The organism is Brevundimonas sp. MYb52 (assembly GCF_002979535.1).
Taxonomy (GTDB): domain Bacteria; phylum Pseudomonadota; class Alphaproteobacteria; order Caulobacterales; family Caulobacteraceae; genus Brevundimonas.
Genome location: NZ_PCPB01000016.1, coordinates 19282 through 44320, shown reverse-complemented (window position 1 = coordinate 44320; position 25039 = coordinate 19282). Strand labels below are relative to the sequence as shown.

Sequence of the window (25039 nt, the reverse complement as noted above, 5' to 3'; positions counted from 1 at the left end):
CCTTTTTCTTGGCTGCGTCTGCCCCCCATTTCCGTCACCCCGGACGGCCCGAAGGGACGATCCGGGGCCCAGGCCGTGACTTCAATGGCATGGGCGGGGATACGTCAGGCGTCTGGGTTCCGGGTTCGCTTCGCGCCCCGGAATGACGGAAGAGGAGATGGTCAGAACAGGATCTTGCGGAAGCTGACCCGGAAGGTCCGGCCCAACGGGTCCAGATAGTCGGGCTGGTAGGACAGGGGCGTCTCGCCCAGGCCGTTCCGCACGTCCAGCTTCTGGTCGAAGATGTTGTCGATACCGACGCTGACCCGCGCGCCCTTCAGCCAGGGATATTTGGTCACCCAGGTCTGACGCGACGACAGGTCGGCGAACAGGTTCAGGTTGACCGTCGTCAGGTCCGAGAAGCTCAGGTCGCTGGCGTCGTCGCCGCCGTTGATCCGCGTAGATTCCTTCCAGTTGGCGTTCAGGAAGCCGCCCATGCCGCTCTTGAACAGACCCATCTGGAACTGGACCTCGTTGCGGGACTGGCCGCCGCGCGAGCCGGTCGCCGCCCCGTCCAGCAGGTCCAGAACCGGCAGGCCGTCGCGGATCGTGATCTCATCCTGGATGCGATAGGTGTGGTACAGCGAGACGTTGAAACGACCCTGGCCGGGTTGCATGGCCGGGCCGCGTCCACCGCGTCCGCCGCCCATCTGCATTCGCATGCCGCCGCGGGGCGGAGGACTGCCTGCACCGCCGCCCGGAGGCGGTCCGCCTTCGACGCGCATTGTGCCGCCACCGCCGGGGCCGCGCTGGCCCATGCGCGCGGCCGCCGCCGGGTCCGGCTTGCCGAACGGGGTCGAGAAGTTCAGACCCCAGCGGATTTCCTGCTGCTCGGCCTTCTGGAAGTTCAGCGGACGGGCGTCGATCGACAGCAAATTGCCATCGAGATCCCGCGTGAAGCGCTCGGGCAGGGCGGCTTCTAGTTCCGGGGTGATGGTCGGGAAGGCGGCGATGGAACCCTCGACCTCGGTGCGGCTGTAGTTGGCTGTCAGCCGCAGGTCCTTGTCCTTCAACGGTGTGAAGTTGAAGCCCAGCTTGAGGATGCGCTTGGTTTCCTCGGACAGGCCCGCGTTGCCGCCTTCGATGCGGGTGATGTTGACCGACTGGCCAGTGGCGAAGTCGTAGACTGGCACATTGGGGGTCGAGATGGTGGGGTCGTTCAACTGCGACATCGACGGGGCGTTCTGCTCGTCGCTCCAACTGACGTTGAAGTTGATCGGGCTCCACGGCGACCAGTTCAGCCCCAGGGTGTAGGATGACAGCCCGCCGAAGTCGGACAGGTCCTGGTAGGCCAGATTCAGGTTGGCCGACAGGTCGCCCAGCATGCCCAGAACCTCGCGGTCGCGGTTGGCGATGGGCAGGTTGAAATTGCCAGATGCGCTGGTCCGGTCGCGCGACAGCGAACGCTCGGAGAAGACGCTGGTCTTCTGGTCCGCATCATAGCGCAGGCTTTCGGAATCCAGCGTCTGGGTGTCGAAGCCGACCTTGAAGGTCGAGGTCAGGGCGCCCGCCGGTGCCTCCCAGGCTGTGCCGTTGATGACGGCCTCAAGGTTGCCGCTGCTCGACACAGACCGGGCAGTGTCGAAAGGAAGGCGCGGCAGCAGGTCTGCCTCGCCGAACGGATCGATCGTGCCCGCCGTCATCCCGGCCTGAAGCGCCTCCTGATCCAGCCCACGCCCGGTGCGGGTCTTGGTCTCGGTGCGGTCGTAGCCGCCCGTTAGCGTCCAGCGCCAGTCGCCCAGATAGCCGTCCACCAGGGCCCCGACCTTGCCCTCCAGGGTGTCGGTGGTGCGCGACAGGGCGTCGGGTGCGTTCAGATATAGTCGTTCCGAGATGCTGGACGGCCGCAGGGCCAGTTGGACGCTCGGCAGGCCTTGGTAGGACAGCCGCGAGGTGTCCTCCAGGCTGGCGCTCAGCGTCAGGGCCGTGGTGTCGTTCAGATCGCGCACCACCGAGCCGGCCACTGACGCCTGTTCCTGCTTGGCCAGAAGGGTGCGGTAGGCGGTGGGATCGCCGTCCTCGCGCTGGATGTCGCGCTCGGTCTCGAACAGGGGGGTGTCGTTCTCGTATTCCAGATCCAGGGTCGTGCGCTGCTTGCCGGCGATGCGCAGGATGTTGCTTTCCAGATCGCTGACCGTGCGGCCGCCCTCGTCGGGGCGGCGGACGCTGGCCTGCATGGTCAGCGAGCGGAAATTGGCCTTGAGGACGAAGTTCACCACCCGCTGGTCGGCGCTGTAGCCGTAGGAGAGGGCGGTTTCCTCGGGCAGGATCTCGGTGCGCTCGATGGCCTCGGGCGGGATGCCGCGGATTTCCTGGAAGCCCGAAATGCGCCGTCCATTGACCAGGAAGACCGGCGAGCCGCCGCGCGAACTGCGCGTCACCGGCTCCAGCAGGGTCATCAGTTCCTGAATGCTGCTGGCGCCATAGGCCTTCAGCTGTTCCTCATCCAGCACCAGCTCGGGCTCATAGTCGCCCAGCGCCGCGCCGCGACGCTTGGTCGAGACGGCCTGGATCTCGCCCAGGTCATAGGCTTCTTGATCCTCGATGGCCGGGACGGTCGGCGTCTGGGTCTGCGGCGCCGCGACAGGCGCTGTCGTCGCCGTGTCCGCATTGGGATCGAGCGAGGCAAGGGCAAGAAGCAGAACGACGGGCGACATGAGGAGTCCTGGCTAGACCGAAAGCTTAGGGTGTCGATCTGCTTGGAGACTGATGGTCGCCGAAAAATGACGTCCGCGCCTCTGTCAGATTAACAGCCTGTAATGACGCGCAAATGTCACAGCAGGCTCGACAGTGATCTAACGAACGAAGGGGCGGCGTCCGTCGGACGCCGCCCCCTTATTTTTCATATCTGGCGAAATCAGAAGCGGGCGCGCACGCCCACGACGAGGTTGCGCCCCCGCTGCGGCGCAGTTTCCGCCAGGAAGGAGGCGTGGTTCAGCGCCAGCTCGTCCAGCAGGTTGGTCCCGCGCAGGAAGACCTGCGACTTCACGCCTGCCAGATCGACGTCATAGGCCACGGTGGCGTTGACCATGTTGTAGCCCGGCGTCTCGCTTTCGAAGGCGGCGATGTCGTTCTGCTTGAAGGTGCGGCTGTATTCGATGTCGCCCGACCACGGTCCGGCGAAGGCTTCGGCGCGGACGCCGACGCGGGCGGCAGGGATGCGGGGCAGGTTGCCGCCGTCGCCCTTCAGCTCGCCGCGCACATAGTCGCCGAACACCGTGGCCGACAGCCAGGGCGTCAACTGCTGGCGCACCTCGCCTTCCAGGCCGGTGAAGGTCGCGTCGGCCTGGCTGTACTGGATCAGGCGGAAGTCCTCGAACTGATCCAGGGTGCGGGCGAAGATGTAGTCGTCGTAGATGTAGTGATAGGCGCTGACCGAGGCGGTGGTGGAACCCGCCGTCCTGCGCAGGGTCAGTTCCAGCGCATTGGCGGTTTCGACGTCCAGACCGCTGTCGCCCATCTCATAGGTGTTGGTCGCCAAGTGGACGCCGTCGGCATACATCTCCTGCGCCGAGGGCGCACGCTGCGAGCGCGACAGCGAGACGGCGCCCGACCAGCCCGGCATGAAGTGCCAGACCGCAGAGCCCGAGATCGAGAAGGGTTTGTGCTCGGTGTCGGCCAGGCCCAGGGCCGAGGCCTCCTGCCATTCTTGACGCAGGGCGCCCTCGAAATGCCAGTCGCCCAGTTCGTACTCCTCCATCACGAACAGGCCGGTGTTCTTGGTCGTGCTGGGGGCGAGGAAGCTTTCTTCGCCGACGGCGGCGAAGTCGCTCTTGCTCAGTTGCAGGCCGATCACGCCCTTGAAGCCGGCGATCTGACGGTGCTGGGCCTCGATGCGGCCGTCGTAGCCCTCGTTGGTGAAGGTGGTCGAGACGACGCCTTCTTCCAGTTCCTGATGCTGATAGTCGGTGTAGCCGGCGCGCAAACGCACATTCTCGATGCCGGGCAGGGGATCGCGCAGCTCGCCGCGCAGATCGAAGCGGCGGCTCTTCAGCCGGACTTCCGGCACGCCGTGGTCGTGATCGTGTTCCTCGCCCTCCTCGTGATCATGGCCGCCATGGTCATGATCGTCGTGACCGCCGCAGTGCAGGTGGTCGCCGTGCGGGTGGCAGCCCTCGTATTCATGGGTGTGGCCGGCCAGGCCATAGCGGCTGGTCTGTTCGGTATAGGCCGCGCCCAGATAGCCGCGCGAACCGATGTATGAGGCGCCCAGCGTCGCCGTCGAGGTCTCATTGTACGAGCCGTCCAGGCGCGGCTCGTTCCAGTCGGGGACCTTGTAGTCGTCGGCCTTGCGCGCAGCCGCCTCGATGCGGACGGCGAAGTTTCCGGCGCCGACCGTCATGCCGACCACGCCAGCCTCTTCGTTATCGACCGAGCCGCGACGGTATTCGGCCACGCCTTCGCCGCCGTTGGCCGGGACGCGGGTGGGGATCTTCTTGTCCAGCAGGTTGACCGCGCCGCCGATGGCTCCGCCGCCGTAGAGCAGGGCCGCCGGGCCACGCAGGATCTCGATGCCCTCCAACAGCAGGGGCTCGCCCGAAATGGCGTGGTCGGGCGAGACCTCTGACGCGTCCATCAGACCCGCGCCTTCGCTCAGCACCTTGACGCGCGGGGCGGCTTGACCGCGCACCACCGGGCGGCTGGCGCCGCCGCCGAAGGTGTCGGAGTTGACGCCAGGAATGCCGCTGAGGGTGTCGCCCAGGGTCGACTGGCGGCGGTGGACCAGTTCGTCGCCGCTCAGCAAGGCGACGTGCGATCCCACATCGTCGCCGGCCCGGCCCAGGGGCAGGGCGCGCACCACGACGTCGGCGATCTCGGTCGGATCGTCCTGCGTCTGGATGACCTCGTCGGCGGCGAAGGCGGTGGTGGAAAGGGCGGCGGCCCCGGCGGCGGTCAGCAGGAAGGTTTGAAGTCGCAAGGCACGCATCCCCGTTACAATGTCGGGAAGCTTGATATGTTATAGTATATCATTACGCAACTGCTCCGCTCGATTTCTTTGCAAGCGGAGCCTTTGGGCGGGTGTAGCGTTGGGATCGGACTCACCCAGAGAGACGCTCATGACTCGTTCCGCCGTTGCGCTTCTGTCCTGCCTTGGCCTGACCGTGGCCGCCTGTTCGCAGGAGACGCCGCCTGCGCCGACCTCGCCGGTGGAAGCGCCGACGGCCCAGACCGCAGCCGCCGTCGGCTATGCCTGCGAGAGCGGCAAGACTATCGCCGTGACCTATCCCGACACGGAGACGGCGCGGGTGTCCTACGACGGGCGCGACTACGTCCTGACCAGCGCGGTCTCGGCCAGCGGTGCGCGGTATGCCGGGCAGGGTCTGGAATGGTGGACCGCCAGCCGCAACGGGCAAGAAAGCGGAACCTTGAGCCGTCTGGGGCCGAACGATCAGACAGGCGGGGCGGTGATCGAGCGCTGCAGCCGCCCGGTTGCGGCCCTGGCCCCGGCGCCGGTTGGCCCCTGCACGGGATCGGACCTGAAGCTGTCGGTCGAGGGCGGCGATGCGGGCATGGGCAACCGCGTCACAATTCTGGCATTGCAGAACACCGGGGCGCGGACCTGCAGCCTGGGCGGCTATCCAGGCGTGAGCCTGGTCGATGCAAGCGGCGGCGTCCTGGGCATGGTCAGGTCTGTGCAAGAGCCGGGCAGTTATTTCGCCAAGGGGATGACGCCGACGCCGGTTTCACTGGCTCCCCAGGCCAAGGCCTTCTTCGATCTGGCTTGGAATGTCGTGCCGCATGAAGCCGAGGGCGAAAAGACCTGCCCCGAGGCCAAGACCCTGCGTCTGACGGCGCCCGGCGACACGGCCATGGTTAGCTTGCCGCTGGCCCTGATGCCGTGCGGTCGGCAGGTTCGTGTCAGCCCGTTCCGACCGGTGGCCGAGGCCTCGGCTGGTCCTGCCCCGGCGACCTGAGATCGGGGGTTCAAACGGACCGGAATTCAGCGTAGCGGAGAAATCATGACCCAGATCACCAATACGGCCTTCTACGACCGCATCTCCGCCGAACTGACCGACATCGACGCCCAGGGCCTGACCAAGCCCGAGCGCGTCATCGCCTCGCGTCAGGGGCCGGTGATCTCGGTGAACGGCCGCGACGTCCTGAACTTCTGCGCCAACAACTATCTGGGCCTGGCCGGCGACGAGCGCGTCACCCAGGCAGGCATCAAGGCGATGCAGAAGTGGGGCGCAGGCACGGCCTCGGTCCGCTTCATCTGCGGCACGCTGGAAATCCACAAGGAACTGGAACGCGCCATCGCCGACTACCTCGGCTTTGAAGACACCATCCTGTTCGCCGCCGCCTTTGACGCCAACGGCGGCATCTTCGAGCCCTTGTTCGGGGCTGAGGACGCCATCGTCTCGGACAGCCTGAACCACGCCTCGATCATCGACGGCGTGCGTCTGTGCAAGGCCAAGCGTTACCGCTTTGCGACCTCGGACATGGCCGACCTGGAGGCCCAGCTGAAGCAGGCCCGGGCCGACGGCGCGCGCGAGATCATCATCGCCACCGACGGCGCCTTCTCGATGGACGGCTACATCGCCAAGCTGAAGGACATCCGCGCCCTGGCTGACCAGTACGGCGCCCTGATCATGGTCGACGACTGCCACGCCACCGGCTTCCTGGGCGAGAAGGGGCGCGGCTCCTACGCTTGGAACGAGGTCGAGGTGGACTTCGTCACCGGCACCTTCGGCAAGGCCCTGGGCGGCGCCATGGGCGGCTTCATCTGCGCCAAGGCCAATGTCGTGGCCCTGCTGAAGCAGCGCGCGCGGCCCTATCTCTTCTCCAACGCCCTGGCGCCGGCCGTCTGCGGTTCGTCACTGGAGGCCATCCGCATCGCCGCTGGCGAAGAGGGCGACGCCCTGCGCGCCCAGCTGTTCGCCAACGCCGCGCGCTTCCGCTCGGCCATGACTGCGGCGGGCTTCACCCTGCAGCCGGGCGAGCACCCCATCATCCCCGTCATGCTGGGGGACGCCAAGCTGGCGCAGGACATGGCGGCGCGGATGCTGGAACTGGGCGTCTATGTCATTGGCTTCAGCTTCCCGGTGGTGCCGCGCGGTCAGGCCCGCATCCGCACCCAGATGTCGGCGGCGCACACGTTCGAGCAGATCGACGCCGCCGTCGCCGCCTTTACGCAGGCGGGCAAGGAACTGGGGGTCATCTGACCCTCAACCTGTCGCCGGGCAGGCCTCAGTCCTTCAGGCTATCGTCATCCATGATGACCGACCGGCCTGCGGGGTTGAGCGCAGCCCACAGCAGGACGGCGGCGATCAGCGGCGCCACCGACATGCCGATATAGCGGCCGATGATGGCGATCTGCGCCACAAGAGCGGGCAGAGGCGGCTGATCCAGCGCCTGCCGCACGCCTGAGCTCGGCGGGGCCAGGGCGGGGTTCAACTGCGCGGCCAGATCGCCCCAGATCAGCGACGTCACTGACAGGGCGAACAGCAGGGTCAGGGAAACGAGCGAGACGACTGCCGCTCTGATCGGTCGAGGCGTGCGCGGCGGCGCGGTCAGGAAGGCAAGGGCGAGCGGGAAGCCCAGCAGCAGCCGCCGCAACGCCGACTGCGTCACCTCATAGGTCGCGGGAACGCCGCCGCTGGTCAGGTGGGTGCCAACGCTCCAGCCCCCATCGGCGGACACGCCGACCTCGCCCGTCAGGCCGAACAGCCGGAACACCAGTCCGGCCAGCGGCCGCAGACCCATCGCCGCCAGATCCGCGCCCCACAGCCACCAGGGCGGCAGCAGCAGAATAAACATCCCCAGCGACCACAGGCCAAAGCGGCGGCGGGCGGCCTCTTCCGGCGTCTTGGCGCCGAGGGTTTTGAACCAGGCGGCCATCAGGCGGCGTCCTCGGCGAGGGGCTTGGAGATCTTGCCGGGTTGGCGGCTCTGCCAGCGGGTCCAGAAGAAGAAGACCAGCAGGCCCTCCAGCCCGATCATCGCGTCCCAGACATAGTGATGGAAGAATTCGAACATCGATTCAGACCCGCGCGACAGATACAGCAGGCTGATGATCCGTAGCAGGTTGACCAGTTGCAGGGCGATCACGCCGACCGCGGCGCCGATCAGGCCGTCGCGCAGCCGGCCGGGAAAGGCCAGGATGGCGGCGATCAACAGGGCGCAGACCTCGACTGCGTTGCAGCCGGCCAGCACCTGAACCGCGCCATGCCCGTCGGCAAAGCGCAGGATGTCGCCCTGGGCCAGAACCCGGCTGTCGAACGGCTTCAGCACTAGGGCGCAGATGTCGACCAGCAGTTGGGTGAAGGGCTGGACGAATAGCCGCTCGGCCCAGGGCGTGGCCAAGACGCTGAACAGGGTGATGGCCAGCAGGGCGAAAAGACCCAGATACTGGACAGCGGGGGATTTGAAGAAGCGCGGCATGGGCTGGCGAAACGTCCACTATCGGCGTCGCCGGGCAAGGCCAGCGTCTGGAAACCTTGTCGCTAGCTGATTCACGGTTTCCCGCACAGGTCTATCCGTCTCAGTGTTATGCGACGGATTGGCAGGCCGAACTGACGGAAGTTTTCACCGGGACCGCTTGCGATCCCGGCCAAGGCGGCCTAGCGGCTGCATCTAAGTAACGGGAGCACCCACCATGACCGACACCATGAAGGCCCTGGCCAAGACCAAACCGGCCGAGGGGCTGGAACTGATCGACGCCCCCATCCCCGTCGCGGGCGACGAGGACGTGCTGATCAAGGTGCACCGCACCGCCGTCTGCGGCACCGACATCCACATCTGGAACTGGGACGAGTGGTCCCAAAAGAACGTGCCCGTGCCGATGATCACCGGCCACGAGTTCGCCGGCGAGATCGTCGCCATCGGCAAGGACGTGGATCGCCGCCTCAAGGTCGGCCAGCGCGTCTCGGCCGAGGGTCACGTCATCGACCTGAACTCCGAAGCGGCCCGCGCCGGTCACTTCCACCTGGACCCGGACACGCGCGGCATCGGCGTGAACCGTCAGGGCGCCTTCGCCGAATACGTTGTGGCTCCGGCCTTCAACGTCATCGAACTGCCCGACGACGTGCCCTATGAGATCGGTTCGATCCTGGACCCGTTCGGCAACGCCGTGCACACGGCGCAGCAGTTCGACCTGCTGGGCGAGGACGTGCTGGTCACCGGCGCCGGTCCCATTGGCATGATGGCCGCCGCCGTGGCGCGTCACGCGGGCGCCCGCACCGTGGTTCTGACCGATATCAATGACTTCCGCCTGGAACTTGCGCAGAAGGTTGCGCCGGGTGTGCGCACGGTGAACACCACCAAGGAAGACCTGCGCGACGTCATGCACGAGTTGGGCCTCAAGGTCGGCTTCGATGTGGCGCTGGAGATGTCGGGTTCGCCCATCGCCTTCAAGCAGTGCGTCGACACCCTGATCATGGGCGGCGGCATGGCCCTGCTGGGCATCCCGTCCAAGCCGATGGAGACGGACTGGGGCACGATCATCCTGAAGGCCCTGACCATCAAGGGCGTTTATGGCCGCGAGATGTTCACCACCTGGCGCAAGATGCTGGGCCTTCTGAAGGCCGGTCTGGACCTGACGCCGCTGATCACCCATCAGATGCCCTATCAGGACTTCCAGCAGGGCTTCGAGGCCATGAAGTCCGGCCAGTCGGGCAAGGTCGTCCTGAACTGGGCCGACTGATCCGTTCCTGACATGCGAAATGAAGGCCCCCTGATCACAGGTCGGGGGGCTTTTTCATACTCGCGGTCTCTCTGGACAGTCGACGCACAGCTCTATTGTGCGGATGACAGAAGCCGGATCAGTGCCTGATCAAATCCCTTGGTCTCAGCGCCGGGCAAGGCGTCGGCCAGGTCGCCGTCCGCGAATGTCGCCAGCACGCGCGGGTGGACATAGGCGGCGCGGCAGACTGTGGGCGTATTGCCCAGCAGGCCGGACACCGCCTTGATGCAGGCCGTGATCTTGCGCCGCGCGTCCGTGGGCGAGGTCGGCGGTTCCATGTCGCGCAGGGCCCGGGCGGCGGAAGCCGTCCCGGCCCAGGTGCGGAAATCCTTGGCCGAGAACTGCTCGCCCATGGCGTCGCGGATATAGGCGTTGACGTCGTCCGAGGTGACGGGATGCAGGTCGCCCGCCGCATCGCGGTATTTGAACAGGTGCTGGCCAGGCAGGCCCTCCAGCGTGCGCATGGCCCGCGCCAGCCTCTGGTCGCGAACGCTCACCCGGTGGTCCTGGCCGCTCTTGCCGCGAAACTCGAAGGTCAGGGCCGCGCCGTCCACCTCCAGATGCCGCTTGTGCAGGGTGGTCAGGCCAAAACTGCGATTCTGGCGGGCGTATTCGGCGTTGCCGACGCGGATCAGGGTGATTTCCAGCAGGCGTGCGGCGGTGGCCAGCACCTTGTCCCGGCACGGCCCGCGTCGGGCCAGATCATGCTCTACCCGCTGGCGCAGCTTCGGAAGTTTGCGCGCGAAGTCGGACAGCCGGTCGAACTTGTGACTGGCGGCGTAGCGGGTCCAGTCCGGGTGATAGCGGTACTGCTTGCGCCCGCGCGCGTCGCGGCCTGTCGCCTGGACGTGGCCATCGGCGCGGGGGCAGATCCAGACTTCGGTCCACGCGGGCGGGATGGCCAGGGCGAGGATGCGGCTGAGCGTCCTTGCGTCACGGATCTGATTGGCTTGATCGCGATAGGTGAAGCCCGAGCCCGCGCGGCGGCGGCTCAGGCCGGGGCCGGCGTCATCGCACCAACTCAGGCCCAGGGGCGCAGGCTCGTCGTGGGGCGGGTGGGCGGTCATCAGGGCTGTCCTCGGCTTGGCGCAACGACGCGGCCGGCTCGCGGGTTCCGCTATTCGACTTGACCGCGAGGGCGGGGCGGGTGACGGAGCGGGATGAACTATCGCCACAGCTTTCACGCCGGAAACTTCGCCGACCTGGTCAAGCACGCCCTGGTCCTGTGGCTGTTGAAGGAGCAGCAGGCGAAGGGGCCTGTCACTGTCATCGACACTCACGCGGGGGCGGGCCTCTATGACCTGTCGGGGGACGCAGCGCGGTCGCGGGAAGCAGAGGCGGGCGTGGCACGGCTGATGACCGCCGAGGACCGGCCGCCGCTGATCGAGGCCCTGGCGGCGGAAGTCGCGGCTCTGAATCCCGACGGCGGGTCGCGCTTCTATCCGGGATCGCCGCTGCTGATCGCGCGGGCGCTGAAGGGCGAGGACCGCTATGTCGGCTTCGAGTTCCATCCGCCGGTTCAGGAAATGCTGGCCGAGGCCCTGGCCGACTGGCCTGCCGCCGTGGGGCATCAGGGCGACGGCTATGTCGAGGCGCTGAAGGCGGCCAAGGCCACCAAGGGGCCGCTGGTCCTGATCGACCCGCCGTTCGAGCGGCCCGACGACTATGTGCGCTCGGCCGAAACCGCCGCCGCCATCCTGCGCCACGACCGCACGGCGACGGTGGCCGTCTGGACACCCTTGAAGGACATGGAGACTTTTGACGGTTTCATCCGCCGGTTGGAGGAGGCCAGGGTCGGTCGGGTGCTGGTGGCCGAGGCGCGTCTGCGGCCGCTGAACAATCCGATGAAGATGAACGGCTGCACCATGACGGTGATTAACCCGCCCTCGGGCGCGGAAGCCGCCGCCGCCGAGATCTGCGGCTGGGTGGCGGAGACCCTGGGCGAGGCGGGGGCGCGGGCCGAGGTCTGGCGGGCCGGTTAAGCCTCCACGACCTCGCCGGGTTGGTAGAGGTGAGGCTCGAAGGTGGCGAGGGCCAGGATGGGCTCCATTGCCGCCACCACCGCGGGGTGGCGGGTCATGACCTTCCAGTCGGTGGCGCTGCCCCAAACGGCGTGATTGGCCACGACGCGCCCGTTCAGGCCGCGATGCAGGGTGGCTGAGACGAAGCCGGGCAGGGCGCGCTGCACCTGGGCCAGGGCGGTCAGATGCTCGATCAATTCATCCTGACGGCGCGTGTCGCACTTGAAGATATTGATCAGGACGACGGGGGAATCGGCGGTCGCGTCGGCGGTCATGAAGGGCGGCCTCGTTGCAATCGCCCGACTTCTACCCCAATCCAGAGACAGACGCTTCCTTCTCCCCGCCGGAAAACGCCGAAATGACCCGTATCGCCATTCTGGAAACCGGCCACCCGCCCGAGCATCTGCGGGACGCTTTCGATGATTATCCGGCGCGGTTCCGCTATCTGCTGGGCGAGAACGTGCCGACGACGCGTTTCGATGTGCAGTCGGGGCATCTGCCGGAAGATCCGTCCATCTATACCGGCGTCATCGTCACCGGCTCGGCGGCGGGGGTCTATGACGACCTGCCCTGGATCGCGCCACTGGTCGACTGGTTGCGCGCGGCGCGGGGCAAGACGCGGCTGCTGGGTATCTGCTTCGGGCATCAGGTCATCGCCCATGCCTTCGGCGGCAAGGTCGAGAAGTCGCCCAAGGGTTGGGGCGTCGGTCTGCATCGCTATGACGTGGTCAGCCATGAGCCGTGGATGCATCCGCGCGCGCCCTCCATCGCCATTCCTGTGTCGCATCAGGACCAGGTGGTGGCGGTCGCCCCGGACACGCGGGTCATCGCCGCGTGCGAGTTCACGCCCTACGCCGGTCTAGCCTGGGGCGAGGACGCCGTCAGCTTCCAGTGCCACCCCGAGTTCCAGCCTGCCTATGCCGCGGCGCTGATCGAGGGGCGGCGCGGGCATCGCATCCCGCATGACCTGGCGGACGAGGCCCTGCTGAGCCTGGAAGGCGCCAATGACCGTGCCGTGCTGACGGCCTGGATACGCGCCTATCTGCTGCTGACCCCGCCGCCAGTCGAGGCGGACGGCAGCGGTATCTGATCGCGAGGTGCGTGCGTTCCCCGAACGCTAAACCTTGGGCAACTTCTGGCGTGCCATTCTGAGGCGTCAGTCTGGAAGTGATATGTCGCCAATCAAAGCTGCGGTCCTCGCGATCGCCATCCTGCTGTCGCCTAGCCTGGCTCAGACCCCGGCTCTGGCGCAGACGGCCGCACCCGGAGACGATTTGCTGCGGGCAGTGGAGGTGCGCGCGGGCGGGACCAGCTTCGCCGAGTTGGAGGCCTTCGGCGAGGCGGCTTACAAGCGTCACGATCGGGAGGGCTTGAACCGCCTCTATCATGTCGTGTGGACGACGCAGAACCAGGGCGAGTTCGAGCGCGCGGCCTTCTGGAACCAGCGACTGGAAGAGAAGGCCCGCGTGCAACGCGATCAGCGTTACATCCAGATCGCCCGCCTGAACGCGCTGACGGCCCGCTATGATCTCGGCGATCACAGCGTCGAGGCGGAGATGAGCCGCATGGCGACGAATGGCGTCGACTGGTTCGTGCGCGCCCACGCCGCCCGCCTGACCGCCTTGAACCTCATTGACGAGGATCGCGTCGGCGAGGGCCTGAAGCTGCTCAATCAGGCCGAGACCGACATCCCCGACAGCGACCCCTACGCCGCCACCGCCCATGCCGGGCTGTGGGAGATGACGGGCATGGGGCTGATGAAGCTGAACGACGTGGTGGGCGCCACCATCGCCTTTCGGCGGTTCGAGATCGACTACGCCGACCCGACCTATCCGCGCCCGGACTTCGACAGCCTGTATAATCTGGCCAAGATGGCGATCCAGGTCGGCGATCTGACCAAGGCGCAGGAATACTATGCCGCGCATCGTCGACTGAGCCTGCGGACCGGTCTGCCCAATCTGCTGGTCTATGACGCGGGCCTGTGCGCCCAGGTGGCGAACGCCAGGGATGAACCGCTGGAGGTCCTGGCCTGTCTGGCGCCCTATGGCGAGGACCTGACCGAGGGAACCTATGTCCTGCTCGACAGCCTGCCGGTGCGGGCTGTGGCGCGGGCGCGAACCGGCGATGTGGACGGCGCGCGGAGGGATATGGATCGTCTGCGGACCTTCAATCGTGAAGGCGGGGTGGACACCCGCGTCGCCCTGGCTGAGGCCGAGGTTCTGTTTGCATCGGGACGGTCGACCGAAGCCTATGAAGTTCTGCGCACCTATCAGCGCGACCGCGACATTCAGAGCGCCCAGCGGTTCAGCGCCGGCATCCGCCAGGTTACTGGCGATATCCAGGAACAGCTGGATCGCCGGCGTCAGCAACTGGAGACCGCGCGCGCCAATACCGAGCTGCAACGCACCGTCATCCGTTGGCAGAACTGGATCGTCGGCATTGGCGTGGTCTTCATGCTGTCGGCCTTGTTGACCCTGCTGTGGCAGTGGCGCCAGGCGGGAGAACTGCGCCGCGCCCGTCGTCGCGCCGAGGAAGCCAGCCGCGCCAAGAGCGAGTTCCTGGCCAATATGAGCCATGAAATCCGCACGCCCCTGAACGGGGTGGTGGCCATGGCCGACGCCCTGGGCCAGCGCGACCTGAATCTTGACGAGCATGAGATGGTCGAGGTCATTCGCTCGTCCGGCGCCACCCTGGAGCGTCTGCTGTCCGACATTCTGGACAGCGCCCGCATCGAATCCGGTCAGGTCACGATCGAGACGGCGCCCTTCCATCTGGGGCGGGCGGTGCAGGACGTGGCGGCCCTGTGGCGCATTCCGGCCGAAGCCAAGGGCGTGGCGGTCGTGGCCCATGTCGATCCGAGCTTCGACCGCCTGGTCGAAGGCGACGCCGTGCGGGTGCGCCAGGTTCTGACCAATCTGGTCAGCAATGCGCTGAAATTCACGACGGAAGGCGAGGTCAGCCTGACGGTGGCGCCGGGCGAGGAGGGCGACGTCCGCTTCGTCGTGGCCGACACCGGGGTCGGCTTCGACGAGGAGCAGAAGGCCCGCATCTTCGGCCGCTTCCAGCAGGCGGACGGCTCGATCACACGCCGCTTCGGCGGCACCGGCCTGGGCCTGGCCATCTCACGCGAGCTGGTCGGACTGATGGGCGGTTGGCTGGAGTGCGACAGCATGCCGGGGCAGGGATCGCGCTTCTGGTTCGAGATTCCCCTGCCGTCAGCCGAGGCTGCCGTCGAGACCGCCGAGACGGTTCAGCCGGTCGGCGACGTGCGCGAGCAGCCGTTGCGGGTCCTGCTGGCCGACGATCATCCGGCCAATCGCAAGGTGGTCGAGATCATGCTGGGCGCGACGGCGATGGAACTGGTCGCGGTCGAGGACGGGGCTCAGGCCCTGGACCTGTTCAAGCGCGAGGCCTTCGACCTGGTGCTGATGGACATGCAGATGCCGGTGATGGACGGTCTGACCGCTACCGCCGCCATCCGCGCCTTCGAGGCGCAGGCGGGCCGCGCCCGGACGCCGATCCTGATGCTGACCGCCAACGCCATGGCCGAACATGTCGAGGCCGGGCGGGCGGCGGGCGCGGACGGCCATCTGACCAAGCCGCTGACCCTGGCGGCCCTGTTCGACGGGATCGGGCGGGCGATGGCCGACAGGGCCCGCGTCGAGGTCGCCTAAGGCCGCGTCAGGGCCACTTCACCACGGGGGGCATGGAACTGAGGATCGACTCGACGTTGCCGCCGGTCTTCAACCCGAACATGGTGCCGCGATCGTAGAGCAGGTTGAACTCGACGTAGCGGCCGCGGCGGATCAGTTGTTCCTCGCGTTCCTCGGGCGTCCAGGCCTCGGTCATGCGACCGGCGACGATTTTCGAATAGACGTCGAGGAAGGCCTTGCCGACGTCCTGGGTGAAGGCGAAGTCTCGTTCCCAGTCGCCGCTGTCGTGGTGGTCGTAGAAGATGCCGCCGGTGCCGCGCGGCTCGTTGCGGTGGGGCAGGAAGAAATACTCGTCGCACCACTGCTTGTATTTGGCGTGCCAGGCGGGGTCATAGGCGTCGCAGACGCCCTGCATGGCGGCGTGGAAGGCAATGGTGTCGGGGTGGTCCTGACGGCGATCTGCGTCCAGCACCGGCGTCAGGTCGCCGCCGCCGCCGAACCAGGTCTTGGTGGTCGAGATCAGGCGGGTGTTCATGTGCACGGCGGGCACGCGCGGGCTGACCGGGTGGCAGATCAGGCTGATGCCGGTGGCGAAGAAGCGCGGGTCTTCCTCGGCGCCGGGGACGTTTTTGGCATAGTCGGCGGGGAAGGTTCCGTGGACGGTCGAGCAGTGGACGCCGACCTTTTCGAACAGACGCCCGTGCATCATGCCCATGACGCCGCCGCCGCCTTCCTTGCGGTCCCAGGGCGTGCGCACGAAGCGGCCCGCTTCGCCGGGGAAGAGGTCGGTAGGGGCGGCGTCTTCCAGGGCCTCGAACCCGGCGTGGATCTGATCGCGCAGGGTCTCGAACCAGACGCGGGCGCGCTCGCGATGCTCGACCATCAGGGTGGGGGTGTCTTGGATCATCAGGGCTTCAACCATGACGGGCGGCCTTTGTGAACAGGGCGGGATGCGCGCTTCATGCGCTCGGCGGCGAAAGCGGGCCTTGATCCAGATCAGACCCGGTTCCCATGCCGCCTCGCCTGTGCCAGCGTGGCCGCAACAGTCTTGAGGGGACACCATGATCCGCACCGCCTTGCTCGCCGCCGTTTCGCTCGCCGTTCTGGCGGGACCTGCCCTGGCCCAATCTCAAGCGGGCGCTGACACGGCGGGGCAGGAGCGGGTGATGCAGATCCTGCGTCGCACGCCGCTGATCGACGGTCACAACGACCTGCCCTGGGCCTTGCGTCAGGCGTTCGGAAACGACCCCTATCGCGTTGATCTGGCAACCAATCTGTCGGCCACAACGCGTCTTCATACCGATATTCCGCGCCTGCGCGCGGGCGGCGTCGGGGCCCAGTTCTGGTCGGTCTATGTCCCTGCCAGCCTGGAGCCGGTAGAGGCGGCCAAGGCCACCTTCGAGCAGATCGACACGGTCAAGCGCATCGCCGCCGCCTATCCCTCGGTGTTCGAGATCGCGACCACCGCCGACGACATCAGCCGCATCCACAAGGCGGGCCGCATCGCCAGCCTGATCGGCATGGAGGGCGGCTATTCCATCGACGATTCCCTGGGCCTGCTGCGCGAGTTTTATGACTCCGGCGCGCGTTACATGACCCTGACCCACTCCAAGACCACGACCTGGGCCGACAGCGCCACCGACGCGCCCAAGTGGGGCGGCCTGTCGCCGTTTGGCGAGCAGGTGGTCAAGGAGATGAACCGCATCGGCATGATGGTGGACCTGAGCCACGTCTCGGAAGAGACGATGACCGACGCTATCCGCGTTTCGACCGCCCCGGTCATCTTCTCGCACTCGTCCGCGCGGGCGGTGACGGGGCATCCGCGCAACGTGCCCGACGCCGTGCTGCGGCTGATGCCGGCCAACGGCGGCATCGTCATGGTGACCTTCGTGCCGGGCTTCATCAGCGAGGCGGTGCGCGCCTCGGGCGCCGCGCGTGGCGCGGAGATGACGCGACTATCGGCCCTGAACCCCGGCGATCCCGAGGCGGTCAAGGCGGGCATGGAGGCCTTCAATGCCGCCAACCCCGCGCCGAAGGCCACGCTGGACGACGTGGTGGCCCATATCCAGCATGTTCGCGACGTGGCGGGCATCGACCATGTTGGGCTGGGCGGCGACTTCGACGGCGTCGACAGCCTGCCGGAAGGCGTCGAGAGCGTGGAGGCCTATCCGCGCATCCTGGCCGAGTTGATGCGTCGCGGCTGGTCCGAGGCCGACATCCGCAAGATCTCGGGCGAGAACCTGTTGCGCACCATGCGTGCGGTCGAACGCGCCGCGACGGCCGAACGCGGCCAGCGCCCCAACCTGGCGCAACTGCCGAACGACGGCGCGCCGGAGTAGGGTATAAATTCTCCCTCCCCTTCATGGGGAGGGTGGTCGAAGCGAAGCTGAGACCGGGTGGGGAGGGCGAGGTGATGCAGGGTGCGCTTGACTTGCCAAGACGCCCCCCCACCCGACTTCGCCCTGTGGGCTCAGCCACCCTCCCCATGAAGGGGAGGGAGAAAGTTAGCGCCTCGGCAGTTCGCCCAACTGCCTCAGCCCTTCCCACAGAGCGATCCCGGCGCTGACGGACAGATTCAGCGACCGCGTCTCGGGGCGGATGGGGATGAAGACGCGGGCGTCGGCGGCGGCGTGGACGTAGTCGGGCGCGCCGGCGCTTTCCTTGCCGAACAGCAGGACATCGTCGGGCCGGAATTCGAATTCGGGCAGGGGCGTGGCGCCCTTGGTGGTGAACAGGACCAGCCGCCCGGGCGCACGGTCACGCTGGAAGGCATCCCAGTCGGCGTGGCGGGTCATGTGGCTGAGCGGGCCGTAATCCAGCGCCGCGCGTTTCATGGCGCGGTCGTCGAAACGGAAGCCGGTGGGCTCGATGACGTGCAATTCGACGCCGAAACAGGCGCTCTGGCGGATGCAGGCGCCCACATTCTGCGGGATGTCAGGTTGAAAAAGGGCGAGACGCATTCTAAGGCCGTCATACGCGCGGGGCGGGGTCTTGTCGCGGTATTTGTTGCGACCGTTTCGCAAGTTGTGTCAGCAACTTGCGTCGAATGCGGTAAAACAAGGGCCGCAGGCATCTTCTGCCGTCTCGCAGGGACGATCCATGCCGACGACCATCCCCCTTCCGGGGCGGGCGATCGGGAGTGCAGAGGTGAGAGCGTGGCCGAATCGGTCGTGAATGCTGAAGGGCCCGAGGGCCAACACGGGGGCGGCGACGCCACCCGCCGCGATTTCATCCACATCGCCGCCGGCGCCGCCGCGGTCGGTGCTGGCGTGATGGTGGCTTGGCCGCTGATCAACCAGATGAACCCCGCCGCGGACACCCTGGCCCTGGCGTCGATCGAATTCGATCTGACCAAGGTTCAGGAAGGTCAGCAGGTCGTCATCAAGTGGCAGGGCAAGCCGGTCTTCGTGCGCTATCGCACCCCGGCCGAGCTGAAGCGCGTCATCGCCGACGACCATGCCTCGGACCTGAAGCAGCCGCAGACGGACGCCGAGCGCACCAAGCCCGGCCACGAGAAGTATCTCGTCGTCATCGGTTCCTGCACCCATCTGGGTTGCGTGCCGACCTTCGGCACGGGCGATTTCGGCGGCTGGTTCTGCCCCTGCCACGGTTCGCACTACGACGCCTCGGGCCGTATTCGTAAGGGACCGGCCCCGCTGAACCTGGTGGTGCCGAACTACGAATACATGTCCGACACCCGCGTGAAGATCGGCTGAGGACGGACAGAGGACCCATGAGCGATCACGAATCCACCTACGTCCCTAAAACCGCGATTGAGCGGTGGATGGACACGCGCCTGCCGATCATTCGCTTCGGCATGGACTACGCCAACCTGCCGACCCCCCGTAACCTGAACTACTGGTGGACCTTCGGCGGCATCCTGGCCCTGTGCCTGATGACGCAGATCATCACCGGCATCGTTCTGGCCATGCACTACACGCCGAACACGGCCCTGGCCTTCGCCTCGGTCGAGCGCATCATGCGCGACGTCAACGGCGGCTGGCTGATCCGCTACGTGCACGCCAACGGCGCGTCGATGTTCTTCATCGCCGTCTACCTGCACATGCTGCGCGGCCTCTACTACGGCTCCTACAAGGCGCCGCGTGAAATGATCTGGATCGTCGGCTGCGTCATCTTCTTCCTGATGATCGCCACCGCCTTCCTGGGCTACGTCCTGCCCTGGGGCCAGATGTCCTTCTGGGGCGCTGAGGTCATCACCAACCTGATCGGCGCCATTCCGGTCGTTGGCGAGCCGATCCTGATCTGGCTGCGCGGCGGCCCGGCGATCGACAACGCCACGCTGAACCGCTTCTTCTCGCTGCACTACCTGCTGCCGTTCGTCATCGCCGGCTGCGTGGTGCTGCACCTCTGGGCCCTGCATGCCGCCGGTCAGAACAACCCGGTTGGCATCCTGATCCCGAAGGACCGCCAGAAGAAGGACATGCTGCCCTTCCACCCGTACTTCACGGTCAAGGACGGCTTTGCGATCATCCTCTTCCTGATCCTGTTCTCGGTCTTCGTCTTCTATCAGCCGAACGCCCTGGGTCACGCCGACAACTACATCCCGGCCAACCCGCTGCAGACCCCGGCGCACATCGTGCCCGAGTGGTACATGCTGCCCTTCTACGCCATTCTGCGCGCCATCCCCGACAAGTTCGGCGGCGTGGTGGCCATGTTCGGCGCCATCGGCGTGCTGTTCGTCCTGCCCTGGCTGGACACGTCCAAGGTGCGCTCGATGCGCTACCGCCCGACGATGCGCACCTGCTTCATCATCTTCCTGTTCGTGTGCTTCGGCCTCGGCTGGTGCGGTGGTCAGTTGCCGGACGCCCCGGTCGTTCCGGGCATGCCGAGCTTCAACCTGATCGACGGCCAGTTGAACTCCTACCTGTGGCTGACGCGTCTGTTCACGGCCTACTACTTCATCTTCTTCCTGGTGCTGATGCCGTTCCTCGGCCTGCGCGAGAAGCCGCTGCCGGTTCCGGCGACGATTTCCGAGCCGGTCCTGTCGGGCGACGCCGAGCAGAAGGGCTGAGCGCGATGATTTCCAACGAGAAGAAAACCGTGTCCTTCCGCAAGACCTTGGTCGTTCTGACGGCCGCTCTGGGCCTGGCCGCCACTGCCGCTCCGGCGCTGGCCGCTGGGGGCGCCAAGCATCCGCGCAGCGGCGGCTTCAGCTTTGAGGGGCCGTTCGGCACCTATGACCAGGGCCAGCTGCAGCGCGGCTACAAGGTCTACAAGGAAGTCTGCGCCTCCTGCCACGGCATGGAGCTGATGCACTTCCGCAACCTGGGCGACAAGCACGGGCCGTTCTGGAACCCGGAATACCCGAACCCGAACGACAACCCCGTCGTGAAGGCCCTGGCCAAGGAAGTTCAGGTCCCGGACATCGACAGCGAGACGGGTGAAGCGCTGATGCGCGACGCCACCACCGCCGACAAGTTCCCGTCGCCCTATCCGAACGCCACGGCGGCAGCTGCCGCAAACGGCGGCGCGGCCCCGCCGGACCTTTCGGTCATGGCCAAGGCTCGTCACGATGGCGCCAACTACATCTACTCGCTGCTGTCGGGCTACGGCACGCCGCCGGCGGGTCTGAAGATGACCTCGGCCCAGCACTACAACCCCTATATGGCGGGCGATCTGACCCCATTCTGGGAAGGCGAGGGCCACGTGCCTCCGGGCGGCTTCATCGCCATGCCCGCGCCGCTGCGCGCCGGTCAGGTGACCTATGATGACGGCACCGAGGCCACCGTCGACCAGATGGCCAAGGACGTCGCCGCCTTCATCGCCTGGACTTCCGAGCCCAAGGCGACCGAGCGCAAGCAGATGGGCTTTGGCGTGATCATCTTCCTGCTGCTGTTCGCAGGGATCACCTACGCCAGCTACCGTCGCATCTGGAAGGGCGTCGCCCACTAGGGCTTCGCCGTCAGATCGGAACGAGACGACCCGCCGGAGCGATCCGGCGGGTTTTTTCGTGCCTGACGCCGTGGCGGCCTGCATCGACATGGGGGATTTCGCCCTCTAGGGTCCGGGCTCTTTATTGGTTGAGGGGCTTGTTCCATGCGTTTGATGTCGTCCGCCGCCGTCCTGTTGTTCGCCGCTTCTCTTGCGTCGGGCGCCGCCGCCCAAGAGGCCGCTTTCGATGCCGCGCGCATCTCCAACGACATCAAGGTCCTGTCCGACGACAGCTTCGAGGGGCGCGGCATCGCCACGCCGGCCGAGCAGAAGGTCATCGACTACCTGAGCCAGCAATATGCGGCGGCGGGCTTCGCCCCCGGCGGCGAGAACGGCGGCTGGACCCAGGCGGTCGGCCTGAACCGCTTCACCGTCTCCAACGTCAGCGGTCAGATCAAGGTCGGCGACTGGACACAGCCCCTGGCCCAGGGCCAGCAGGCCACCATCACCACCCGTCTGCCCAGCGACGGCGTCGACCTGCGCGGCAAGCCCCTGGTCTTCGTGGGCTATGGCACCAGCGCGCCCGAGCGCCAGTGGAACGACTTCAAGACTGACGTGCGCGGCAAGGTCATCGTGGTTCTGGTCAACGACGCCGACTTTGAGGAGCCCGCGCTGAACACCTTTGGCGGCGAGGCGATGACCTATTACGGTCGCTGGACCTACAAGTACGAAGAGGCGGCGCGTCAGGGCGCGGCCGGCGTGCTGATCGTCCACGAGACGCGCCCGGCCTCCTATGGCTGGACCACGGTGGCCAACTCCTGGTCTGTGCCGCAGTTCGACATCGTGCGCGCCAACCCGTCGGCCGAACGCGTGCCGATGGAGGCCTGGATTCAGCGCGATGTGGCGGTTGACCTGTTCCGTCACGCTGGCCTCGATTTCGAGCAGGAGAAGATCAAGGCTCGCAGCCGCGACTTCCAGCCGGTCGAACTGGCCGGCGCGACCATCGACGCCAAGTTCGACGTGAAGACCGACCAGATCACCACCCACAACGTTCTGGCCAAGCTGGAGGGCTCTACCCACCCGGACGAGACCATCCTCTATACCGGGCACTGGGATCACATCGGCATGGGCGAGCCGGACGCCAACGGGGACCGCATCTTCAACGGCGCGGTGGACAACGCCTCGGGCACGGCGGGTCTGCTGGAACTGGCGCGTCAGTGGTCGAAGGGGCCCAAGCCCGAGCGCACCATCGTCATGATCAGCTTCACCGGCGAGGAAAGCGGTCTGTTGGGATCGGAGTTCTATGCCGCCAATCCGCTGTATCTGCTGGAAACAACGGTGGCGGGCTTCAACCTGGATGCGACCAGCGTTCTGGGGCGGATGAGCAAGCTGGGCGTGACCGGTTACGGCCAGTCCGAGCTGGACGAGCGCGTCATCGCCCTGGCGGCGGCGCAGGGGCGCGGTTTCGAGGGCGACGCGGGCGCTGGCGCGGGCATCTACTTCCGTTCGGATCACTTCCCCCTGGCCAAGCGGGGCGTGCCGATGGGCTATCTGTCCTCGACCGGGGATTTCGTGGATGAGCCGATCGCGCCGCGCGTGGCCGCCGCTGCCGAGTATCGCGCCAATCGCTATCACCAGGCAGCCGACGAGTGGGAGCCGAACTGGGACTATCGTGGCATGATCCAGGACCTCGAGGTGGTCTTCGACGCCGGTCAGGCGTTGGCGAACAGCCGCGACTGGCCCCAGTGGAAGCCGGGTTCGGAGTTCGGCCCGGCCCGCACGGTCAGCGACGCCCAGCGCAAATAGGTCGTCGCTGACCCGCTGTCGCGGAACATGACAAAAATGTAAGGGGCGGCTTCTTGCGAGGCCGCCCTATTACTTTGCGCGAACGCCCCGTGGGGAGGGCGAAGGAGCTTCCATGCATCGTCGGTTCATCAGCGGCGTCGCCGCCACGGCCCTTCTGTTCGCCGCTGGTGCGGCGGCCGCTCAGGACTTCTCGGCCCAGCGCCTGTCGGACGAGATCCGCACCATTAGCGCTGACGACTTCCAGGGCCGTTATCCTGGCACCGAGGGCGAGAAGAAGACCCTGGACTGGCTGCAGGCTCAGTACGAAGCCATGGGCCTGGAGCCAGGCGGCCCGAACGGCCAGTGGCTGCAGGTGATCGACCTGAAGCGCTATACGCCCGTCGCCGACGCCACCCGGGCCAGTTGGACCAGCGCGGACGGTCAGGTCCATGATCTGACGCCGGGAACCGACATCGCCCTGCGGGCGGTCAGCAACGACGGCAGGGTGACGATCACCAATGCGGATCTGGTCTTCGTCGGCTATGGCATCCATGCGCCGGAGCGCGGCTGGGACGACTACGGCAGCCTGGACGTGACGGGCAAGATCGTTTTGGTGGTCGGCGGCGAGCCGGACGGCGACCTGTTCAACGGGCCCTACGCGACCAACTACCAGTCCGGCGCCTACAAGGCGGACGAGGCCAAGCGCCGGGGCGCGCTGGGCGTCATCACGGTGTCCAAGGCGGCTGCGGCAGACGCCGGCTGGACCCGCATGGCCCAGGGCAACACCCGTACCCGCACCCTGACGCCGGGCGCGGCGGACCTGGAGTTTTCAGGGGCGATCAATGCGGACACGGCCAAGGCCCTGGGGCTGGACGTGGCCGATCTGGCCTCGCGTATCGGCACGGGCGACTTCCGCGCCTTCGTCGTGCCAAACGTGACCCTGTCGGTCGAGACGGCTGAAACCATCGACACCCTGCGCACGCACAATCTGCTGGCTCGGATTCCGGGAACAAAGCGCCCGAACGAGACCATCATCTATTCGGCCCACTGGGACCACGTCGGGGTCAATGACCATGCGGGAGGCGACGACAAGATTTTCAACGGCGCCTGGGACAACGCCTCTGGCACTGTCGGCGTGGTCGAAATGGCGCGTCAGCTGAAGGCCGCGCCCGCGCCCGACCGCACCATCGTCTTCGCCCACATGGCGGCTGAGGAAATGGGCCTGCTGGGGGCCTACGCCTATGCCGCCGATCCGGTTTATCCGCTGGAAACCACGGTCGCCGACATCAACATCGACATGCTGCCCCTGTCGGGACCGACCCGCGACGTGCCGATCTTCGGCAAGGGCCAGAACAGCCTGGAAGATGATCTTCAGGCCCTGGCCGCCAAGGAAGGCCGCTATGTCTCCGACGACGGTCAGCCGGAGCAGGGCTTCTACTATCGTTCCGACCACTTCCCCTTCGCCCGCGCTGGGGTTCCGGCCCTGATGCCCTGGCACGGCGTGGACTGGGTCGACGGCGGACGTGAAGCCGGTCTGGCGGCGTGGAAGGCCAAGTTCGGCGCCGACTATCACCGTCCCAGCGACGAATGGTCCGCCGACTGGGACCTGCGTTCGGCGGTCGAGAACCTGACCCTGCTGTATCGCCTGGGCCTGGAACTGGCCAACAGCGACGCATGGCCGACCTGGAAGCCGACCTCGGAGTTCGGTCAGGTGCGGGCGGCTAGTGATGTGGCGCGCAAGTAAATGAAGCGCCGACGGCTGCAGGAACTGACGGCTCAAGCCAGGCTGAAACCCTTCCGCACATGGATTGCGATCATGGCCGTGATGGTTGGAGTTCGGATTCTGGGTGAGTTCACTGCCGGTGTTATCGACGGATTGGTCGTAGGCTTCACCGACGCGGTCTGAGCGCGTTGACGTGGCGGTACAACCGCAAGTGAAAGGCCCTCCGCCCTTTGCCGGGCGGAGGG

20 protein-coding genes are annotated in these 25039 nt (G+C 66.7%); 12 read left to right on the top strand and 8 right to left on the bottom strand.

Features of this window, described 5'->3' with window-relative positions:
* Positions 1-161 precede the first annotated feature (161 nt).
* Both CQ039_RS14640 and CQ039_RS14635 read right to left on the bottom strand, forming a co-directional pair.
* Complete coding sequence (locus CQ039_RS14640; RefSeq protein ID WP_105561866.1) at positions 162-2696, bottom strand: TonB-dependent receptor; 2535 nt, start codon at positions 2694-2696, stop codon at positions 162-164.
* A 200-nt stretch (positions 2697-2896) separates the two neighbouring features.
* Positions 2897-4966, bottom strand: coding sequence for a TonB-dependent receptor domain-containing protein (locus CQ039_RS14635; RefSeq protein WP_105561865.1), 2070 nt, complete (start codon positions 4964-4966; stop codon positions 2897-2899).
* A gap of 130 nt (positions 4967-5096) precedes the next feature.
* Here CQ039_RS14635 and CQ039_RS14630 point away from each other — a divergent pair, with 130 nt between their 5' ends.
* Positions 5097-5954 (top strand): DUF4232 domain-containing protein, encoded by an 858-nt coding sequence (locus CQ039_RS14630; RefSeq protein ID WP_105561864.1) that lies wholly within the window; start codon positions 5097-5099, stop codon positions 5952-5954.
* A gap of 45 nt (positions 5955-5999) precedes the next feature.
* The gene (locus tag CQ039_RS14625; RefSeq protein ID WP_105561863.1) at positions 6000-7202 is read left to right on the top strand and encodes a glycine C-acetyltransferase; all 1203 of its coding nucleotides are present in this window, start codon (positions 6000-6002) and stop codon (positions 7200-7202) included.
* Between the two features lie 25 nt (positions 7203-7227).
* On the opposite strand, the gene CQ039_RS14620 is transcribed toward CQ039_RS14625, so the two are convergent.
* Positions 7228-7878: an exosortase H-associated membrane protein gene (locus CQ039_RS14620; RefSeq protein ID WP_105561862.1), complete on the bottom strand. Its 651-nt coding sequence runs from the start codon at positions 7876-7878 to the stop codon at positions 7228-7230.
* On the bottom strand, positions 7878-8420 hold the full coding sequence (xrtH, locus tag CQ039_RS14615; RefSeq protein WP_105561861.1) for an exosortase H: 543 nt from the start codon (positions 8418-8420) through the stop codon (positions 7878-7880). Before xrtH ends, CQ039_RS14620 begins: the two co-directional genes overlap by 1 nt.
* A 226-nt stretch (positions 8421-8646) precedes the next feature.
* On the opposite strand from xrtH, the gene tdh reads away from it, so the two are divergent.
* The gene (gene tdh, locus CQ039_RS14610; RefSeq protein WP_199183669.1) at positions 8647-9681 is read left to right on the top strand and encodes an L-threonine 3-dehydrogenase; all 1035 of its coding nucleotides are present in this window, start codon (positions 8647-8649) and stop codon (positions 9679-9681) included.
* Positions 9682-9773: 92 nt separating this feature from the next.
* On the opposite strand, the gene CQ039_RS14605 is transcribed toward tdh, so the two are convergent.
* Positions 9774-10787, bottom strand: coding sequence for a DNA topoisomerase IB (locus tag CQ039_RS14605; RefSeq protein ID WP_105561859.1), 1014 nt, complete (start codon positions 10785-10787; stop codon positions 9774-9776).
* A gap of 93 nt (positions 10788-10880) precedes the next feature.
* On the opposite strand from CQ039_RS14605, the gene rlmJ reads away from it, so the two are divergent.
* On the top strand, positions 10881-11702 hold the full coding sequence (gene rlmJ / locus CQ039_RS14600) for a 23S rRNA (adenine(2030)-N(6))-methyltransferase RlmJ (protein WP_105561858.1): 822 nt from the start codon (positions 10881-10883) through the stop codon (positions 11700-11702).
* Here the strand turns inward: rlmJ and CQ039_RS14595 are convergent.
* On the bottom strand, positions 11699-12016 hold the full coding sequence (locus tag CQ039_RS14595; protein WP_105561857.1) for an antibiotic biosynthesis monooxygenase: 318 nt from the start codon (positions 12014-12016) through the stop codon (positions 11699-11701). The two genes, rlmJ and CQ039_RS14595, sit on opposite strands and share 4 nt — an antisense overlap.
* A gap of 83 nt (positions 12017-12099) precedes the next feature.
* Between CQ039_RS14595 and CQ039_RS14590 the strand changes: the two genes are divergently transcribed.
* Both CQ039_RS14590 and CQ039_RS14585 read left to right on the top strand, forming a co-directional pair.
* The gene (locus CQ039_RS14590; protein WP_105561993.1) at positions 12100-12831 is read left to right on the top strand and encodes a type 1 glutamine amidotransferase; all 732 of its coding nucleotides are present in this window, start codon (positions 12100-12102) and stop codon (positions 12829-12831) included.
* An 82-nt stretch (positions 12832-12913) separates the two neighbouring features.
* The gene (locus tag CQ039_RS14585; protein ID WP_105561856.1) at positions 12914-15415 is read left to right on the top strand and encodes an ATP-binding protein; all 2502 of its coding nucleotides are present in this window, start codon (positions 12914-12916) and stop codon (positions 15413-15415) included.
* 7 nt (positions 15416-15422) lie between these two features.
* Here the strand turns inward: CQ039_RS14585 and hemF are convergent, their stop codons facing one another.
* Positions 15423-16277: an oxygen-dependent coproporphyrinogen oxidase gene (gene hemF, locus CQ039_RS14580; RefSeq protein ID WP_105561992.1), complete on the bottom strand. Its 855-nt coding sequence runs from the start codon at positions 16275-16277 to the stop codon at positions 15423-15425.
* A gap of 178 nt (positions 16278-16455) precedes the next feature.
* Here hemF and CQ039_RS14575 point away from each other — a divergent pair, with 178 nt between their 5' ends.
* Positions 16456-17733, top strand: a complete 1278-nt coding sequence (locus CQ039_RS14575) for a dipeptidase (protein ID WP_105561855.1) — start codon at positions 16456-16458, stop codon at positions 17731-17733.
* A gap of 165 nt (positions 17734-17898) precedes the next feature.
* Here CQ039_RS14575 and CQ039_RS14570 read toward each other — a convergent pair whose 3' ends face one another.
* The gene (locus CQ039_RS14570; protein WP_105561854.1) at positions 17899-18354 is read right to left on the bottom strand and encodes a tRNA (cytidine(34)-2'-O)-methyltransferase; all 456 of its coding nucleotides are present in this window, start codon (positions 18352-18354) and stop codon (positions 17899-17901) included.
* 195 nt (positions 18355-18549) lie between these two features.
* Here CQ039_RS14570 and petA point away from each other — a divergent pair, with 195 nt between their 5' ends.
* The 5 genes from petA (at position 18550) to CQ039_RS14545 (ending at position 24815) form a co-directional block, all read left to right on the top strand.
* On the top strand, positions 18550-19110 hold the full coding sequence (petA, locus tag CQ039_RS14565; RefSeq protein WP_105561853.1) for a ubiquinol-cytochrome c reductase iron-sulfur subunit: 561 nt from the start codon (positions 18550-18552) through the stop codon (positions 19108-19110).
* 17 nt (positions 19111-19127) lie between these two features.
* Positions 19128-20426, top strand: a complete 1299-nt coding sequence (locus CQ039_RS14560) for a cytochrome b N-terminal domain-containing protein (protein WP_105561852.1) — start codon at positions 19128-19130, stop codon at positions 20424-20426.
* A gap of 5 nt (positions 20427-20431) precedes the next feature.
* On the top strand, positions 20432-21307 hold the full coding sequence (locus CQ039_RS14555; protein ID WP_105561851.1) for a cytochrome c1: 876 nt from the start codon (positions 20432-20434) through the stop codon (positions 21305-21307).
* Positions 21308-21451: 144 nt separating this feature from the next.
* Positions 21452-23092, top strand: coding sequence for a M28 family metallopeptidase (locus tag CQ039_RS14550; protein ID WP_105561850.1), 1641 nt, complete (start codon positions 21452-21454; stop codon positions 23090-23092).
* Positions 23093-23204: 112 nt separating this feature from the next.
* Entirely contained in the window at positions 23205-24815 is a 1611-nt protein-coding gene (locus CQ039_RS14545) for a M28 family peptidase (RefSeq protein WP_105561849.1), read from the top strand.
* The last annotated feature ends 224 nt before the right edge of the window (positions 24816-25039 follow it).